Raw genomic sequence first — 15,975 nt, forward strand, 5'->3', positions numbered from 1 at the left:
CTGTGCAGGTTCAGTCAATCTGCGGCGCGGGAGTATAAGGTACCTTGAAGCCCTGGGCGATAACGGCCTCTCGTCCGCCGTGCAGGTCCAGGCGCCGCCGCTGGTCCTTGCGGGCCAGCTGATCGGTCTCCTCGGGGACGACCAGTTCCCGCAGCTTCTGCTCGAAATGCCCGAGCAGCTCTGCGAACCGGGGATCGCCGGCAAGGTCGGCGGATTCCTCCGGGTCCTCGGCAAGATTGAAGAGCTGGGGCGGGTAATCCACATAGTGGATATACTTGTAATCTCCCTCCCGCAGCATGAAGAAGCCTGTAATGCTTGCGGCGGCATGGTATTCGCTGAAGATGATGCGCTTAGGCCAGGCTTCCCCTCTGGCCAGCGGCAGCAGCGAACGGCCGGGAAGATCGCCGTCCTCCGGCGCGAGCCGGACGCCGGCTGCTTCGACCAGCGTCGGGAACACATCGACGAGTGAGACCGGCTCGTTGATCTTAACGCCCTTCGGCAGATCCAGTCCGGCAATCATACACGGAATAGCCACCGAGCCCTCATACATAGTGGACTTGAACCAGAGACCGTGTTCACCCATGGAGTCGCCGTGGTCGGAAGCGTAAATAATCCGTGTGGTCTTGTCGAGACCTGCATCGCGCAGCGCAGTCAGAACGGCTCCTGCCTGGGCATCCATAAAGCTGCACAGCCCGTAATAAGCGGCGAGGGCGTTCCGCACTGCGGAGTCATCCAGTTCATCGTCCGCTCCGATCAGCCGGCGGTACTCATCGACCACCGGATGGCTCGGACGCTCGCCAAGCCGGTAATGATGCGGGATTTCGATGTCCTCCGGGTTATACAGATCGTAATATTCCTGGGGGGCGATGAGCGGATAATGCGGTGTTACAAAAGAGACGAACAACGCCCACGGTTTCTCTTTTGCAGGAGCCTCGTCGCGCAGGAAGCGGACGGCCTCGGCTGCAATCGCCCGGTCATAGCGGGTATACTCCGATTCGCCCGGGCCTGCTGCCAGGACTTGCTTGCGGCTTAAATTCGCGCCCGGCAGCCCGGTCTCCCGGATCAGCGTCAGCAGATCCCCGATGCCCCCCAGCACGTGCAGCGGCAGGCGCTGATCGGGGAAGCCCGTATCGTCGGCGGAGTCGCGGTAATGCAGCTTGCCGATGGTGGTGACATCGACGCCCTGCTCTGTCAGACGGTGCCCCCAGCTTGCCCTTTCCCCGGTGTAGGGAGCTGCATTGTCCCACGCCCCGATGTCATGGACATAGCGCCCTGTGGCCAAAGAAGCCCGTGCAGGAACGCAGATCGGGCTGTTGGTGTAAGCATTAGTGAAGGAAACGCCTTCCCCGGCAAGGCGGTCCAGGTGCGGAGTGCGCACGTTCGGATGGCCGTGTGCGCCAAGCATGTTGCGGTTATGCTGGTCGGAGCAAATAAACAGAATATTTTGCGGTTCAGAGTTCATGCTGTCAGCCTCTTTTCCTTGTCGCTTGAGTATATAAGCCTCATTCCAGGATGGCAGAGGGATCGTTTCCAGTGGACCGGTCAATTCTCCATACCAAATGACTATAAAGTCATTTTGTGGCCTATATTAGCACTATAAAATATGGGCTGTCAATACCCGATAAAGTGGGTGAGTATAATAAGGATTTATCTCAAGCTATTCTGCCTGATCATCAGGTGATCATTTAGTGAAGATTTCTAGAAGCTGGTGTTTTTTCCTGTGACACTGCTAAACTGTAGGTATCCGATGTACTAGTCATAATCGTAGGAGGATTCATTCATGCCACGTAATCCAGAACGCGACCGGCAACTGCGCGAGGAACGGCGTAAGCAGATCCTTGCCGCCGCAGCCCGTGTGTTTGCCCGAAAGGGATTGCTTGCCAAGATCAGCGATATCGCTGTCGAAGCGGGTCTCAGCCATGGCCATGTCTATAATTCATTCAAGTCGAAGGAAGAGCTGCTGCTGGCGGTTATTGAGCAAAGCCAGCATCTTTATGAGGACAAGCTGCGTGCAGCGCTGGCGATGGAGGGAACCGCGGCAGATAAATTCCGTTATCTTGCCAGATTGTCGCTGCCGAGTGCAGGCAGCACAGGCAGTGCAGATGCTTACCTGGTGCTGCTGCAGACGCTGAACACAGATCTGGTGGGGGACAACGACAAGGATATTATCCGTGCACGGGGGAGAGTCAACCGGGAACTGCTGCTGGCACTGATCCTGGAAGGACAAAGAGACGGAACGGTTATGCAGGGTGATCCGGTGCAGCTGATGAGCCTGTTCGCGACGCTGATTCAGAATCTGATGCTGCTGGAAATGCGGATGCATGCGCAGCCGAACGAGGCCACCGTTGATCTCCTGATCCGAATGATCGGGCCTTAATGTTACATGAAAGCGAAGCTTGATAGTATCCATCGAGCTGCGGACAGAGTTATATGCAAACGGCGATTAAGCAGAGCTATTGATATAGGACAACTGGAAAGGGATGACCATGTACAATTGGAATGGGGAGCAGTCCAGCTTGGCTAAGTTTGCTATCATCACGGATATTCACGGCAATGCACCGGCCCTGGAGGCGGTGCTTCAGGATATTTCAGCGCGAGGAATCGGGCGGATCGTCTGTCTTGGCGATACGGTGGGTATCGGTCCGGACTCGGACCGGGTTCTCGAACTGCTGGCGGCTTGGCCGGACATAGCCCTGATCAGCGGCAATCATGATCTGGCTCTGGTGGCTGCCGCCCGCAAGGAGCCGCCGCCGCCGGGAAACGCTGCGGAAAGAGCCCACCATGAGTGGCTGGCCGGACGGATCAAACCTGAGTATGTAGAATGGATCAGCGGTTGGCCCATGACGCACATGGAGCTTACCGGAGATATCCGGATGCTGTTCACGCATTATCACTCCGGGAGCAATGAGCATGAGCTGTTTGCTCCTGTCGATGTCCGCCCAAGCCTGGCAGACCTGGAACGCCGCTATGCGCAGAACGGGTATGGTCTGGTAGCCTTCGGCCATCATCATGTGGTTCATCATTTTGTTTCGCCGTCTACGGTATATTTCAATCCCGGAGCGCTGGGCTGTCCGCATGGGCCGGAGCCGGTTGCAAGATACGGAATTGCAAGCATTAACGATGGACGGATTCAGACCGAGCTGATCGAGATTCCGTACGATAACGGGGCGTTTCTGCGTTCTTATGCGGAACTGGAGGTACCGGACCGCGAAGCGATCCTGCGGATTTTTCACGGAGTGGAATAAGTATGAACGGGCTGGTACCGCTCCGTGCACAGCCGGAAGCTGAAACCAGTAACTACGGTTATGCTCACAGGGATTTCACTGCTCTTCATTTTGTTGCCGTTCGGGCTGCCGCTTCTTGCATAACCGGTACAGTTTGGTTATAACTGTTGTTGGCCTTGATTTGGCCGCGAGATTTCCGGTACACTATACAAGATTAATAACTACGGACAATTAACGGAGGATTAGCCGACCGATGAATAAATAACACGTTTCCTGCTGAAGACCATTTTACTTGTGATGTGCATATGCACAAGCCACGGGACGCCCATTGTCGGGTGTACGGTCAGGGATACGTGTGTCGTCGGGAGTCTATAAACGCCTATGCTGAAATAACACGCTCCGCTCAGGCGGCTGCCTTGCTATACGTGCAAGGACTGCTGAGGGAGAGATGGTGTGTTTGCAGCGGCTTTCTCCCTTCATACGCGATTTCAACCGCAGCCCGCCGGCTGCGGTTTTTTGTTGCCCAGCCGGCCTTGCGATCCGGATGTGTGATATGCGCGGAAAATGAGGAGGAAGCTGTATGACCTTAATTAAAGCAAAGAATCTACAAAAAGAATGGAACGGAGTCCCGCTGTTTGCGGAGGTCTCCTTTGATATATCCGAAGGCGAACGTGTATTGCTGTTCGGACGCAACGGCATCGGCAAGACGACACTGCTGCAGGGGCTGCTGGGCCGTCTGGAATTCGAGCAGGGCACGATCCACTACGGCCTGCCGCCGCAGGAGTGGGGCGTACTGCAGCAGCAGCTTGAGGACGCTCCGGAGGGAAGCGTGCTGGATTATGTCATTTCCGGATCGGCGGAGCTTGCCGGACTGAGGCACAGCCTGGAGGAGCTGAACGGCAGGCTGCAGGCTAGCGGCGGCGATGAAGCTGTGCTGGCGGAGTACGGCGAGGTCTATGAGCGTTATTTGCAGCTTGACGGCTACGGCTGGGAAGCCAAGGCGCAAAAATGTCTCCGCCAGCTGAAGCTTGGGCCGGAGCAGTGGGAGCTGCCTTACCGCCAGCTCAGCGGCGGACAGAAGACCCGCGTTCAGCTGGCCGCGCTGCTCGCCCGGCAGCCGAAGCTGCTGGTGCTGGATGAGCCGACGAATCACCTGGATGAGGAAACGATGGAGTGGCTGGAGCAGTGGGTGCGTACGTACCCCGGAACCGTGCTCTACGTCTCGCATGACCGCACCTTCATCGACCGGACAGCTACGGCTGTGCTGGAGCTGAGTCCGCAGGGCTGCCGCCGTTATCCCGGCGCCTATACGGAATACCGGGAACAGAAGGCCGTCGAGGCACGGACGCTTGAGGTGCAGCACCGCAAGCAGGAGCTGGAGAAGGAGAAGCTGCTGGAGAGCATCCGGCGGTATTCGGAATGGTTCCAGCAGGCGCACCGCGCTGCGGGGAGCAATCCGTTCCTGAAGGCCAAGTCCAAGAAGAACGTCACCCGGCTTCATGCCAAGGAATCCAGCCTCGCCCGGCTGGAAGAGAACCGCGTGGAGCTGCCGAAGGCGGCCCCCAAGCTGAGCATGCGGCTGGAAGGCGGTGAGTTTCAAGGGGATGCCCTGCTCTCCATGAGCCATATCCGATTGGCCTACACTGGCCAGCCGCCGCTGCTGGAGAATGTGGATCTTACGCTGCGGCGGGGCGACCGGCTGGCTGTGCTGGGACGCAACGGCGCTGGCAAATCGACGCTGCTGAAGCTGATTGCCGGGATTCACAATCCGACCGGCGGCGAGATCAAGGCCCATCCGCAGACCAGGATCGGCTATTTCGCCCAGGAGCTGGATCATCTTGATACGGACGCCACCTTGCTGGACAGCCTGCTCGTCCTTCCGGGGATGACGCAGACGGAGGCAAGGACGATTCTGGGCTGCTTCCTCTTCTCCCGGGAGGATGTCTTCAAGCAGATCGGCGACCTCAGTCTCGGCGAGAAATGCCGGGTGGCCTTCCTGCGGCTCTACTTCGGCAAGGCTAACCTGCTCGTCCTGGATGAGCCGACCAATTACCTGGACATCGATACCCGGGAGATGGTGGAGGAGGCACTGGCCGCCTATCCCGGGGCGGTGGTTATTGTATCTCACGACCGCTACCTGCATTCCAAGGTGGCGAACCGGATTGTCCGGCTGGAGCGCGGCCGGCCGCCGCAGTTCTTCCCCGGTACTTATGCGGAGTACAGCGCCGGAGAACGCAGCCGGGTGCTTACGCCCGAGGAGCAGTGGCGCGAAGGCGAGCTGCGGCTGCTGGAGCTGCGCCTGACGCAGCTGCTGCAGTGCGAAGCCCAGGGGACGGAGGAGGAGAACCGCCGTTTGATGCGGGAAATCACCGAACTGCAACATTTGATCGGCCAGTTGCAGGAGGAAAACAGCAGAGGGTAGAGAATTCGGGTAGTGTATCTCATATAGAGGGAGGCACTCTCGAATGAAGATGAGGAGAACTAAGCTGATTGCTTCAACTTTGCTGCTATTCAGCATGGCACTGCCGGTGCAGTACACTTCGGCATCGGGCAAAACTACTTCCGCCAAAACCGTAAAGGTGCAAGTCACGCTGGTTAGCGCGGAGCTGGTTGAGAACAATCATGTAGGGAATGAATGGTACACAGAAGCTTCTGCTAACGGCAAAGCCATTGAAGAGGATTCGCCTGTAGTTCTGGATGTCAAAGCTTCGGGAAGCATTGAGCTACAGGCTTATGCGGAGGAACAGGATAAAATACCTGAATCAGATACTTCCACCGCCACTGTCAAGATATCTGAACTATCCAAACCGGTAACCAAAGCCGTCAAATTGACGGTAACCGAAAACCGCGGTAGATATTCCGGCGAAACGGCCGAGTGGAAATTTACATTTAAACTGCAGAAGAAGTAATTATATAAGTTGAATTTAAGATTAGGTTGGGAAAAGGCCGGAAAGTGAATTCGGTAAAGCGAGGGACTTCCGTCCGCGACCCGCGGCCCGCTCCTCGTTCTCCGATTTTCGGATGAATGCCGCTAATTGCTGTAGAATCCGCTGGCTGCCCGCTCTGTATAGGTATGATAAACGAAAGGCAACCCCTGTTTGCGGACTGTAGTTGGAAAATCGCCACTTAATTCTACCTGTATGGAGGATAATCACAGACTTAGTTGGATATTCGCCACTTAATATAGAGAAAAAATAGTAATTCACTCAATATGAACCAAATTAAGTGGCGATAATCCAATTATATGGCTGAAACCCGTAATATAGGCTGAAATAGTGGGCGAAAATCGAACTAATTGCAGTGAACGATCTACATTTCAGCAGCTTAAAACGGTGACAGCTCGTGCTTCGGTTATCAGCTTTCCTGTGGAAAGCAATCAGGCGGAGGCCGGAACTGCAACTAGCGGTATACATCAAGAAATCTGTGGACGGGAAGCGACCGGAAGTCTAAATATTCTCTGTCACGACTAATCCCAACGCACAATAAAATTTGTAGTTCAATCTATATAGAAGCTGAAAATGAATAGAAGAGGTAAAAGGGATAGAAGCGGGCGGCCGATCGGCGACGCCTCTATCCCTTTTTGGTATGTGCAAGCTTATGTTACCGCTGAGCCCAATAAGCGGCGGATGACTTTAATTTACACTCAGTACCGCCTTCATAAATGACTTCAGCGCCGAAGACCCGCTTGCTTCGGCCCATTGCTGCACGGCTTCCTGCTGCCCGCCCCAGTACAGCGCCAGCTTCGCCCGGAGCTCCCGGTCGAAGCTGCCCGGATCTGCAGCCCGTTCGGCCTGCAGATCCCGGAGCAGCAGCGGCCAGCGGTAGCCGCTATGACCATAGCTGTGCTCGGGGTAGCGCTCCGCAAGCTCCAGCGCTTCACTCAGCGAGGCGCCGGCATGCAGCTCGGCAGCCAGGTAGCTGCCGATATAGCGGTGGCTCCATTCGGATGCCACGTCAGCTGCGAAGGCCTCCAGCGCGGCCTCCGTCTGCCCCTGGAACATCAGGGCTGAAGCATGGGTGGAGTCGGTATACCCGTCCGGCTGATCCGGGACCAGACTGAGGTACCGGGCATGATACCGGTTATAATTCTCCCAGTCGGACTGGTTATAGTAGTAGTAGCTCAGATAGCTGACGGTCTCCCGGCTTGGCTGAAGCTCTACCAGCTTCACAAGCAGCCGGATCGCTTCCTCCTCGACCTGTGAATCCTTGGTATGCGAGGATTTGGCGAGGAGGAGGTGCACCAGCATTTTTAGGGAGTGGCTATCCTGAGGATCTGCGGCAACGTCCCGCCGGTATTCTTCGATGGCCTCGGCCAGCTTGCGATCCTTGACGAGCCGATCTGCTGCGGTGAGCGTCCGTTCTTTATAGTAAAAGAAGGGCAGGTTGCCCACAGTATTCTCGTTCAGCCGATACCCGTTGCTGCGGGTAATGATATGGCCGTCGGCGCCATATGCCTCGATATACCAGGAGAACCGGCTCTCCGGATCGGCAAAGCTGAGCAGCGAGGCAGGGTCGATCCCTTTCCAGTTGTCCGGGTCACCTGGGCTGGGGAACCCGGTCTCGGCAGTATAGCTGCTGGAAGTAGAGAAGCCGCTGCTCGTGTACAGCTGCTCCGCCGGAACCGTTACTTGGGTGTTCTCTATATACTGGCTGACGGGCGAGGAGAAGGAACCGCCTTCCGAATTCACACTAGCCCATAGTTTGTAATAAGCCGCACCTTGAACAGGCTCCCATTCAAAGGTCACGGAAGGACCGGTCACCACCTCTGAGTTCACCGGAGACTTCAGCTCCAGCAGGGGCTGCAGGGCGATATCTTCTGTGAGCTGTGTGCCTTGTTCCAGCTCCAGCCAGTCCTCGCTGCCGACCGGCCAGGTCCAGCCGTCAATCTGTTCGAAGCTGAGGCCAAGCTGCAGCTGATAGAAGCCGGGAATTACGCCGGAGAATGAGTAATGACCGTTCTCATCGGTCACGGTCTGATAAGGTTCATCGCCGTAATAGACACTGTGGTATATTTCGCTCTCTGCGCGGAGAAAGACGCCTGCACGGGCGACGGGAGTGCCGTCGCTGCGCTTCAGCGTGCCCTCCACGTTGGCCGGGCCAAGCTTCCCCATACTGACCGCCTGGCGCAATGCGGTTTGTAGCGCAGCGAGCTTTTCCTCAGTGGACGAGATGTGTACCGGCTTGGATGTGGCAGTGCCCGAATCCCCATTCCCGGCAGCTTCTGCGGAGATTGAAGCCTCGGCTTCCTGCAGACCGCGGTAGCTGCTGAGCGCCTCATCGACCAGCTTCAAGGCCTCGCTGCTCTTTCCGGCAGCGAACAGCACACGCCCGCGGAGCCAGGCGGCCTGCGCATTCCACTCCATATCGCCGGTCCAATCCTCGGCAGGCGTCAGCCGGCTTGCGAGTGCTAGATCGCCGCTGTTCAGCGCACGCTCGGCCCGGAGCAGCCGGAGCTGCCGTCCCGGGCCCGACTTCTCACTGACCCGTTCTGCCGCTGAGGCAATCAGCGCGTCGGCTTCACTGCCCTTGCCGGCGATGTCCAGCTCATATACCAGCTGCTTCACGGCGCTTAGCAGGGTATGGTCCGCAGGGCCTTCAAGGACATACTCTTTAAGCAGCACTATCGTGTCTTCGGGCAGCAACGGGGAGGCCTTGGACTCTTCCGATCCGTCCGACCACTGGCTCGAACCGCTGCCGATATATACATCGAAGTGGTATGGCGTGCCTGCAAGAGCAGGGTCAATGATTTCGCTGCGGATCAGGTCCATCCTTCGGGTTCCGCTGCTCGCAGCAAGCTTGCCCAGCAGCTCCTCGCGGTCCATGGCCTGGACAGCAGGGGACAACGGCACAGCGGAGCCCCCGAATGCCGCGCTGTACCGCAGTGACAGGCCTGCACCCAGCAGGGTGAGGGGCAGCAGGACCAGCAGGACCAGATGCTTAACCTTAATTCTAATGCTCAACCCGTCTCACCGCCTGTTCATAGATATCCTTCCAGTAGGTGTTGCCTCCGGCGACAATCAGTTCCCGGACGCCAGGTGGAGAACCGGCCTCCTGCTCTTTTCCGGACTCACCGCGCGGAGCAAGGACCAGTACAATCCCGAGCAGAACAATGGCCGCGCCTGCGCCCAGCGGCCGCAGCGGGATCTCCAGCTCCTTGTTCCACCAGGCGTGCAGCCGCCCGCTGCGCGATGCCGGGTGAGTCTGCCGCAGCACCCGCTCAGCCCCGCTGAACGTCAGCGGCTCCAGTTCTTCCTCCAGCTGCTGCCGGATACGTTCCCGTTCATTGTCCACCCTTCATTCCCTCCTTCTCCAATAGCTGTTTCAGCAGCGCTCTGCCCCGGGCCAGCCGGGATTTCACCGTATTCTCCGGCATCCTGAGCTGAGCGGAAATTTCCCGGATGCTCATTTCATGATAGTAGTACAAGGTCAGACATTCGCGGTATATGTAATCCAGGCTGCGGATGGCTTCTCCAAGCTGCGCATTCTCCCAATGCGCCATGAACAGCTCCTCGGCGGCAGCGAAGCCGCCGCTCTCTTCGTCCGCGCGGATAACGCTGCCTGCGGCGGGGAAGATGCTCCGCCAGCTCCAGGTCCGCTGCCGCATCCGGCAGCGGTTGACGGCGATGGCAATCAGCCAGGCGCGCAGCCGCTGCGGGTCCTCGAGCTGGCCGATTTTGGCATAAGCCTGAATGAAGGTGTCCTGCACCGCCTCCTCCGCGGCTTGCCGGTCCTTCAGCAGCAGCCAGGCGGTCCGCAGCAGCATATCTCCGTAATCCTCCATCAGCAGCCGGAGAGCGGATTCGTCTTTGGCTTTGATTCCTTCAATAATATCCAGCTGAAGCTCCCCCTTTAACAAGTAAGATGCGGGCTGGCGGCGGAAGGTTGCGTGGTTTGCGGAATTTTTTTGCAGCGGAATGAAGGAAATGTCTGTGATTGTTTTGATAAGAGAGAGGGCGAAGGTATGATAGTTTAGATTAAGAGTGTGATCGCTTAGATCTGAATGTGATAGTTTGGTTTGGGAACGAAGCTGATGATTCAGATAAAGCCTTATAAGGAGGAGAATACAATGGAAACCTTGGTATATATGGTACGGCATGCACAATCCGATAAAAGCACAGGTACGGAAAGCTCGCGGGGATTGTCCGAACAGGGGCGCATAGATTCGCGGAAGGTGACGGCCAGATTGCGGGAGGAAGGTCTTGCGGCGCTGTACAGCAGTCCGTATGCTAGAGCGGCAGATACCCTTGCCGGACTGGCGGAGGAATTGGGGCAGGATATCTACCTGGTGGACGATTTGCGGGAAACCCATTTCAACGGGGAGAACCGTATTATGACAAATAAAGAGCTTGACCCGATACTGGATGCCATGTTCGACGACCCGGATTACGCCCCGCCGGGCGGTGAGTCGCTGAATGCCTGCCGCCGCCGGGCGGTTGGTGCGCTGAAAGAGATTATAAGCAGACATCCTGGAGAATCGGTTGCCATTGGCACCCACGGGCTGGTGATGACGCTCATGATCAGCGAGTATGCGCCGGAGTACGGAACGGAGTTTCTGTTCGCCTCCACGACGCCGGATATCTATGCGCTGAGGTTCGCGGATGAAGCACTGAACGGTGTCGAACGGTTAAGTCTGTAGCGGGGGCCGGAGGATGAAACGCCGGATTCTGTTGATTCAGCCGGAGAACCGCAAGATCAATGCCTTCCGCAGGAAGCAGTTCAACAATTTCGTGCAGCTGACCATGCCTTATCTGGCCGGTTTTATTAATGAAGCAGACTACAGCATTACCCTTGTGGACGAGTATCGGCAAAAGATTCCCTACACGCGTCCTTTTGACCTGGTCGCCATTACCGTGAACACTCCCAATGCAGAGCATTGCTATGCGATGGCGGCGAAATTCCGGACTCAGGGTGCGACGGTGGTCATGGGCGGTCCGCATGCCACGCTGCTGCCGGAAGAAGCGGCGCAGCACTGCGATGTGCTGGTGATCGGGGAGGCGGAGGAGAGCTGGCCGAGGCTGCTGGACGATTTCATCCGGGGTGAAGTTGAGACGGTGTACCGCTCGGAGAAGGTGCCTCAGCTGGCCGGTCTTCCCCGGCCCAGGTGGTATCTGCTGCGCCGCAGCCCGCTGTTCAAAGGCGCGGTCTTCTCCACCCGAGGCTGCCCTTACCGCTGTGCCTATTGCAATCTGAAGCAGATCTACCACAGCGGGTTCCGTACACGGCCGGTTCCGGAGGTGATTCATGAGATATCGCTGCTGAAATCACGGTTTCTGGTGTTCTGGGACGATAATTTCTTCGCGGACAAAGCCCATGCCAAAGAGCTGATGCGGCACATGAGGCCTCTGGGCAAGAAATGGGCGGCACAGGTTACGCTGGCCGATTGCGCCGACGAGGAACTGCTGGAGCTGGCGAGCGCCGCCGGATGCCTGTATCTGTTCGTCGGGCTCGAATCCTTCTCGCCGTCCGCGCTGCGCGGAGTGAATAAGGGCATCAACCGGGTGGACGCTTACGGCGAGCTTGTCGGCAAGCTGCACAAGCACAGGATTATGATTCAGGCGGGGATTGTGTTCGGCTTCGATGAGGACACACCGGATACCTTCCGGCAGACGCTGGAGGGCTGCGAGGCGCTGGGGATTGACGGGGTGACCGTCAGCCTGCTGACCCCGTTGCCGCAGACGCCCGTCTACGAGCAGATGAAGCGCGAAGGGCGCCTGCTGGGGGACGACTGGAGCCTGTACAATGGCAAGACAGATGTTGTGTTTCAGCCGCGGGGGATGACTTCCGAAGAGCTGTATGCCGGGTATCTCCATTTCCGGCGGCAATTCTATTCGCTGCCGTCGCTGATCCGGCGGATGCGGAGGTCGAAGACGCACCTGTTCTACAATTTGTTCATGAATCTGGGCTACCGGCTGGCGCTCAGACGCTAAAGGCTCCGCAGCGCCGAGACCCGGTAGAACCGCGCCGTATTTGCGGTCAGCATATGCTCTGCCTGATCGGCGGAATATCCGCGCAGCTCGCCCCAGGCTGCAGCGACATCCCGGATCATCGCCGGGTGCGTCCTCCGGCCGCTGAAAGGACCCTCGAACGGCCAGGGCCCGTCCGTCTCGGCCATGACAAGCTGCGGCGGGTAGCGGCGGGCGAGCGCCTGAATCTCCGGTTCGTATACGATATCCGGAGTGAAGGAGATATAATAGCCGTGGCCGATCATCCGGGCCACGGCTGCTTCCGGTCCCTTGAACCAATGGAAATGGGCGTCACGGATGCAGTGCTTATCCAGTAAATCGCAGGCCAGCAGGGCATCTTCATATACGGCATGCAGCACCACAGGCTTCCGGTGCCTTGCCGCGAAAGCGAGGAGGGCGTCCAGCAGCCGGATATACGGCTCCATGTCAAACGACTCCCCCCGTTTGACCGCCTCCATCCGCCGGTAGTAAGGCAGACCAATCTCGCCGACGGCCGCCATGGACGAAGCATGCTCCTCCATCCAGGCCAGCAGCACGGCCAGTTCGGCTTCGCCTGGCGGCGGCTGCTCGGGATGATAGCCGTAGGCCGGCAGCACCCGCTGCGGATAACGTGCGGCGAGCTGCTGTGTACGGATGCAGGAATCCAGATTCATGGAGACTGCAACCACGGCTTCAACGCCGTGCCGGGGCAGCTCTGGAAGCAGCTCCTCCAGCTCGGGTACCGGATATTGCTCCAGATGAAGGTGGGCATCAATCATGGTCCTGAGTCTCCGTTATTTCTGCCGGATAATATTTGTCGAAGGGAATAAAGGTCACCGATTCCGGCTCCATGCCGGCCTTGCCGGCTTTGTAGACAATCTTCAGGTCGCCGATGCTTTCGGCAAAGCCGATCAATACATTGGTGTTGGCCACAAGGCGGCCGGACTCTACTTTATAATAGACGACAGAGCCGAAGCCTACCCCGGACACTTCGTCTGCGGCCCGGTCAGCGATTCGTACGGCGACAGCCGGTGTCGTTGAATACTGCAGCTTCAGGTTGACGAGCACATCCTCGCCATCTTCGGTAACGCTGGTGGAAATGAGCTGCTTGGCCGCTTCTCCGGCGGGCAAGACGGATATTTCCGACCCGTCTTCCGGACGGATGACATGGATCTCCTGGTCCACGAGTCCGGTTCCTGTGCCCAGGGTGAGCACAATAACGACTTCCTTCCGGCTGTCTGCGTTAATATCGCTATAATAAAGCTCCGGCGGGTGGCTCAAATCCCTGTAAGTCTCCCAATCAAAGCTGTGCTTCTTGCCGTTTACTTCGAGAATGTATCCTTTATAGGTACTGCCGTCCTTCAAAGCTGCGTACAGCTTGACCGAAGGGCTGCCTTCAGCCAGAGCAAGGGGCTCCTTGGGTACCCGCACCGTAGTGCTGACAGAGCCGGATTCGATGAGCACCTGATTCTTGTCTTCATCCAGCCGGTAGCTGGCTCCGCTCAGGCTGTTCAGCTCCCCTGCCGGGAGATACACATGCCCCTTGCGCAGAATGACTTTGCCTTCCATGGAATAGGAGCCGCCCCCTCCGTACAGCAGCAGGGAGGTGCCAGGCTTCAAGGTCAGGCTGCTGTAGTCCGTACTGACGGTCAGCAGCTTGCTTTGATTGTTCCAGCTCAGCTTCGCCGGATAGAATTCGTTTAATACGCGTACAGGTACATATACCAAGCCTTTATCGGTAAAAGGGCGTAAGGGTGTCAAGGCGCTCTCGCCGTCAACTACCAGCCGCAGCGGTGCGGCGGCCAGGGCATTATCTATAGAAGATGCTGCCGGGCTTCCGGCAAGCATAAGGGTGAGGGCGACGGTGCAGATCAGTAGAGATTTTTTCATGAAGAGCCTCCGCATTTATATTAAAAATTCCATGCCCTTATATTATAGAATAAATTTACCCGCTTAAGGTCTCTTTCCGGCAACAAAAGAACAACAAGCTTGTTACAGCTTATTTCATAGACTGATAGTTACCTGGTTTACCATTGCGGCGGGGTCGCCATGCAGATGGAAATGAAGTTGCGGACGGCTGCCGGCGGCTGTTCGTTTCTCCGCGTACAGACTGCAATATTGTTATACAGCTGCACCCCGTCGACCATAACCCGCGCAAGCTGTCCCCGCTCGACATACTCGCGCACGGCCAGTGCCGAGATGAAATTGACGCCATATCCGGCGATGACGGAACGGATGGCTTCTCCCAGACCGCTGAATTGCAGGGCAATTTGCGGCGGCCGTAACCCATGGGTGGTACAGAGCGCCATCAGGCGTGCGCGTGTCGAGCTGCCCTGCTCACGCATGATGAACGGCTGCTCCATCATTTCCGCCAAAGCTACCGTCTGCCCTGCATAAGGATGGGCGGGAGATACAACGAACCACAGTTCATCGCGAAGCAGCTCCTGCCACTCCACATCCACCGGTTTATTCTCCGCTCCGCCTCCGTAGAAGGCGACATCCGCCTCATGGCGTTTCAATCGCTCGAAGGCCTGGGACGTATTGACTGTCGTGATGCTCAGCTCCATGTCCGGATGTCCTGCCTTGAAGACGGCAGCCCAGCCGGGAACGAGAAAATTGGCCGGCAGATAGGTGGCAGCGATACGCAGCTTGCCTCTGCGTCCTTGCAAGTAATCCTCCACAAAGCTATCAATCTGCTGTTCATAGGTGAAGAAATTGCCGGCCTGCTGCCATAGCTCTACACCGAACGGGGTAAGGGTTACGCCGCGTCCGCTGGGGCTGAACAGCGCCATGCCTAGCTCCTTTTCGAACTTCTTGATCTGGCTGGTGACCGCCGGCTGGCTAATGTTCAAGTGGGCGGCGGCTTTGGTGACACTTCCTGTCTCTGCAACGTAATAGAACAGCCGGAGCGCATGGATATTCATCGGCAACCTCCCTTTCATAAACTAAATGTATGGATTACACAAAAACATATATTAGTATTATGGATCATTCAGGCCTACACTGAAAGCAGAACTTATCAATTCTCTGGAGGGATTACAATGAAGGAATCTGCGACTTGGAGTAAAGTGGATGAATATTTCAGTGGGAAGCTGCTGCCTGCCGACCCGGTGCTGGAGGCTGTGCTGGACGCCAATGTCAAGGCCGGGCTTCCGGCAATTGATGTGGCGCCGAACCAGGGGAAGCTGCTGTATCTGCTCGCCAAGATGCGCGGGGCAGCGAATATACTGGAGATCGGTACGCTGGGCGGCTACAGCACGATCTGGCTGGCCCGGGCTCTGCCGGAGCATGGTCGGCTGGTGTCGCTGGAATATGAGCATGAGCATGTGGTCGTTGCCGGGAGCAATCTGCGGCTGGCCGGACTGGACCGCAAGGTGACGGTGCTGGAGGGACCGGCACTGGAGACCTTGGCTACCCTTGAGGAGTCCGGCTATGGCCCCTTCGATTTGATCTTCATCGATGCCGATAAGCCGAATAATCCCGGCTATCTGGAATGGGCGGTGAAGCTGGCCCGGCCCGGTGCGGTGATTGTGGCGGATAATGTGGTCCGGGACGGAGAGGTTATTGATCCGGAAAGCGCCGATGACCGTGTACAGGGAATCCGCCGGTTCACCGATCTGCTGGCCGCCGAGCCGCGGATTGAAGCGACCGCCCTGCAGACCGTCGGCGCCAAAGGCTATGACGGATTCGTGCTCGGCATTGTGACCGGATAAATAAGTACGCGGATAAATAAGTGACCGGATAAATAAGGAACCGGTAATAAAATCGAACGGATTACGCGTTTCCCGCCAATATACAGTGTAAGCCTG

14 protein-coding genes are annotated in these 15,975 nt (G+C 57.3%); 7 read left to right on the top strand and 7 right to left on the bottom strand.

Annotation, left to right across the window (positions count from 1 at the left end):
* Window positions 1-10: 10 nt before the first annotated feature.
* A complete protein-coding gene (locus tag F1379_RS01400) occupies window positions 11-1,462 on the bottom strand; it encodes a sulfatase family protein (RefSeq protein ID WP_150265529.1) in 1,452 nt (483 codons plus the stop codon).
* Window positions 1,463-1,780: 318 nt separating this feature from the next.
* On the opposite strand from F1379_RS01400, the gene F1379_RS01405 reads away from it, so the two are divergent.
* The 4 genes from F1379_RS01405 (at window position 1,781) to F1379_RS01420 (ending at window position 6,133) form a co-directional block, all read left to right on the top strand.
* Window positions 1,781-2,377, top strand: coding sequence for a TetR/AcrR family transcriptional regulator (locus tag F1379_RS01405; protein ID WP_150265531.1), 597 nt, complete (start codon window positions 1,781-1,783; stop codon window positions 2,375-2,377).
* Between the two features lie 139 nt (window positions 2,378-2,516).
* Window positions 2,517-3,245, top strand: coding sequence for a metallophosphoesterase family protein (locus F1379_RS01410; RefSeq protein ID WP_162551048.1), 729 nt, complete (start codon window positions 2,517-2,519; stop codon window positions 3,243-3,245).
* A gap of 559 nt (window positions 3,246-3,804) precedes the next feature.
* Window positions 3,805-5,646 (top strand): ribosomal protection-like ABC-F family protein, encoded by a 1,842-nt coding sequence (gene abc-f / locus F1379_RS01415; protein WP_150265535.1) that lies wholly within the window; start codon window positions 3,805-3,807, stop codon window positions 5,644-5,646.
* Between the two features lie 43 nt (window positions 5,647-5,689).
* Window positions 5,690-6,133 (top strand): hypothetical protein, encoded by a 444-nt coding sequence (locus F1379_RS01420; protein WP_150265537.1) that lies wholly within the window; start codon window positions 5,690-5,692, stop codon window positions 6,131-6,133.
* A gap of 723 nt (window positions 6,134-6,856) precedes the next feature.
* On the opposite strand, the gene F1379_RS01425 is transcribed toward F1379_RS01420, so the two are convergent.
* Genes F1379_RS01425 through F1379_RS01435 form a run of 3 tightly spaced genes read right to left on the bottom strand, consistent with a single transcriptional unit; the run spans window position 6,857 to window position 10,080 of the window.
* Window positions 6,857-9,184 carry a hypothetical protein gene (locus tag F1379_RS01425; protein WP_150265539.1) on the bottom strand — a complete coding sequence of 776 codons (2,328 nt, stop codon included), beginning with the start codon at window positions 9,182-9,184 and terminating at the stop codon, window positions 6,857-6,859.
* A complete protein-coding gene (locus tag F1379_RS01430) occupies window positions 9,174-9,515 on the bottom strand; it encodes a hypothetical protein (protein WP_150265541.1) in 342 nt (113 codons plus the stop codon). Before F1379_RS01430 ends, F1379_RS01425 begins: the two co-directional genes overlap by 11 nt.
* The gene (locus F1379_RS01435; RefSeq protein ID WP_275262029.1) at window positions 9,505-10,080 is read right to left on the bottom strand and encodes an RNA polymerase sigma factor; all 576 of its coding nucleotides are present in this window, start codon (window positions 10,078-10,080) and stop codon (window positions 9,505-9,507) included. Before F1379_RS01435 ends, F1379_RS01430 begins: the two co-directional genes overlap by 11 nt.
* Window positions 10,081-10,290: 210 nt before the next feature.
* Between F1379_RS01435 and F1379_RS01440 the strand changes: the two genes are divergently transcribed.
* Together F1379_RS01440 and F1379_RS01445 are read left to right on the top strand one after the other, a co-directional pair.
* Entirely contained in the window at window positions 10,291-10,860 is a 570-nt protein-coding gene (locus tag F1379_RS01440) for a histidine phosphatase family protein (protein WP_150265543.1), read from the top strand.
* A 13-nt stretch (window positions 10,861-10,873) separates the two neighbouring features.
* Complete coding sequence (locus F1379_RS01445) at window positions 10,874-12,151, top strand: B12-binding domain-containing radical SAM protein (RefSeq protein WP_150265545.1); 1,278 nt, start codon at window positions 10,874-10,876, stop codon at window positions 12,149-12,151.
* Here the strand turns inward: F1379_RS01445 and F1379_RS01450 are convergent.
* The 3 genes from F1379_RS01450 to F1379_RS01460 form a co-directional block, all read right to left on the bottom strand.
* The gene (locus tag F1379_RS01450; RefSeq protein ID WP_150265547.1) at window positions 12,148-12,945 is read right to left on the bottom strand and encodes a TatD family hydrolase; all 798 of its coding nucleotides are present in this window, start codon (window positions 12,943-12,945) and stop codon (window positions 12,148-12,150) included. The two genes, F1379_RS01445 and F1379_RS01450, sit on opposite strands and share 4 nt — an antisense overlap.
* Window positions 12,938-14,056 (bottom strand): copper amine oxidase N-terminal domain-containing protein, encoded by a 1,119-nt coding sequence (locus tag F1379_RS01455; RefSeq protein ID WP_162551049.1) that lies wholly within the window; start codon window positions 14,054-14,056, stop codon window positions 12,938-12,940. Before F1379_RS01455 ends, F1379_RS01450 begins: the two co-directional genes overlap by 8 nt.
* Window positions 14,057-14,193: 137 nt before the next feature.
* On the bottom strand, window positions 14,194-15,090 hold the full coding sequence (locus F1379_RS01460; protein WP_150265551.1) for a LysR family transcriptional regulator: 897 nt from the start codon (window positions 15,088-15,090) through the stop codon (window positions 14,194-14,196).
* 117 nt (window positions 15,091-15,207) lie between these two features.
* Between F1379_RS01460 and F1379_RS01465 the strand changes: the two genes are divergently transcribed.
* A complete protein-coding gene (locus tag F1379_RS01465) occupies window positions 15,208-15,879 on the top strand; it encodes an O-methyltransferase (RefSeq protein ID WP_150265553.1) in 672 nt (223 codons plus the stop codon).
* The last annotated feature ends 96 nt before the right edge of the window (window positions 15,880-15,975 follow it).

Source organism: Paenibacillus tepidiphilus (assembly GCF_008635795.1).
Taxonomy (GTDB): domain Bacteria; phylum Bacillota; class Bacilli; order Paenibacillales; family Paenibacillaceae; genus Paenibacillus_AQ; species Paenibacillus_AQ tepidiphilus.

Coding starts and splice junctions, on each gene's coding strand:
- F1379_RS01400 (WP_150265529.1), bottom strand. CDS start 1,462: ATGAACTCTGAACCGCAAAATATTCTGTTTATTTGCTCCGACCAGCAT.
- F1379_RS01405 (WP_150265531.1), top strand. CDS start 1,781: ATGCCACGTAATCCAGAACGCGACCGGCAACTGCGCGAGGAACGGCGT.
- abc-f (WP_150265535.1), top strand. CDS start 3,805: ATGACCTTAATTAAAGCAAAGAATCTACAAAAAGAATGGAACGGAGTC.
- F1379_RS01420 (WP_150265537.1), top strand. CDS start 5,690: ATGAAGATGAGGAGAACTAAGCTGATTGCTTCAACTTTGCTGCTATTC.
- F1379_RS01440 (WP_150265543.1), top strand. CDS start 10,291: ATGGAAACCTTGGTATATATGGTACGGCATGCACAATCCGATAAAAGC.
- F1379_RS01445 (WP_150265545.1), top strand. CDS start 10,874: ATGAAACGCCGGATTCTGTTGATTCAGCCGGAGAACCGCAAGATCAAT.
- F1379_RS01450 (WP_150265547.1), bottom strand. CDS start 12,945: ATGATTGATGCCCACCTTCATCTGGAGCAATATCCGGTACCCGAGCTG.
- F1379_RS01455 (WP_162551049.1), bottom strand. CDS start 14,056: ATGAAAAAATCTCTACTGATCTGCACCGTCGCCCTCACCCTTATGCTT.
- F1379_RS01460 (WP_150265551.1), bottom strand. CDS start 15,090: ATGAATATCCATGCGCTCCGGCTGTTCTATTACGTTGCAGAGACAGGA.
- F1379_RS01465 (WP_150265553.1), top strand. CDS start 15,208: ATGAAGGAATCTGCGACTTGGAGTAAAGTGGATGAATATTTCAGTGGG.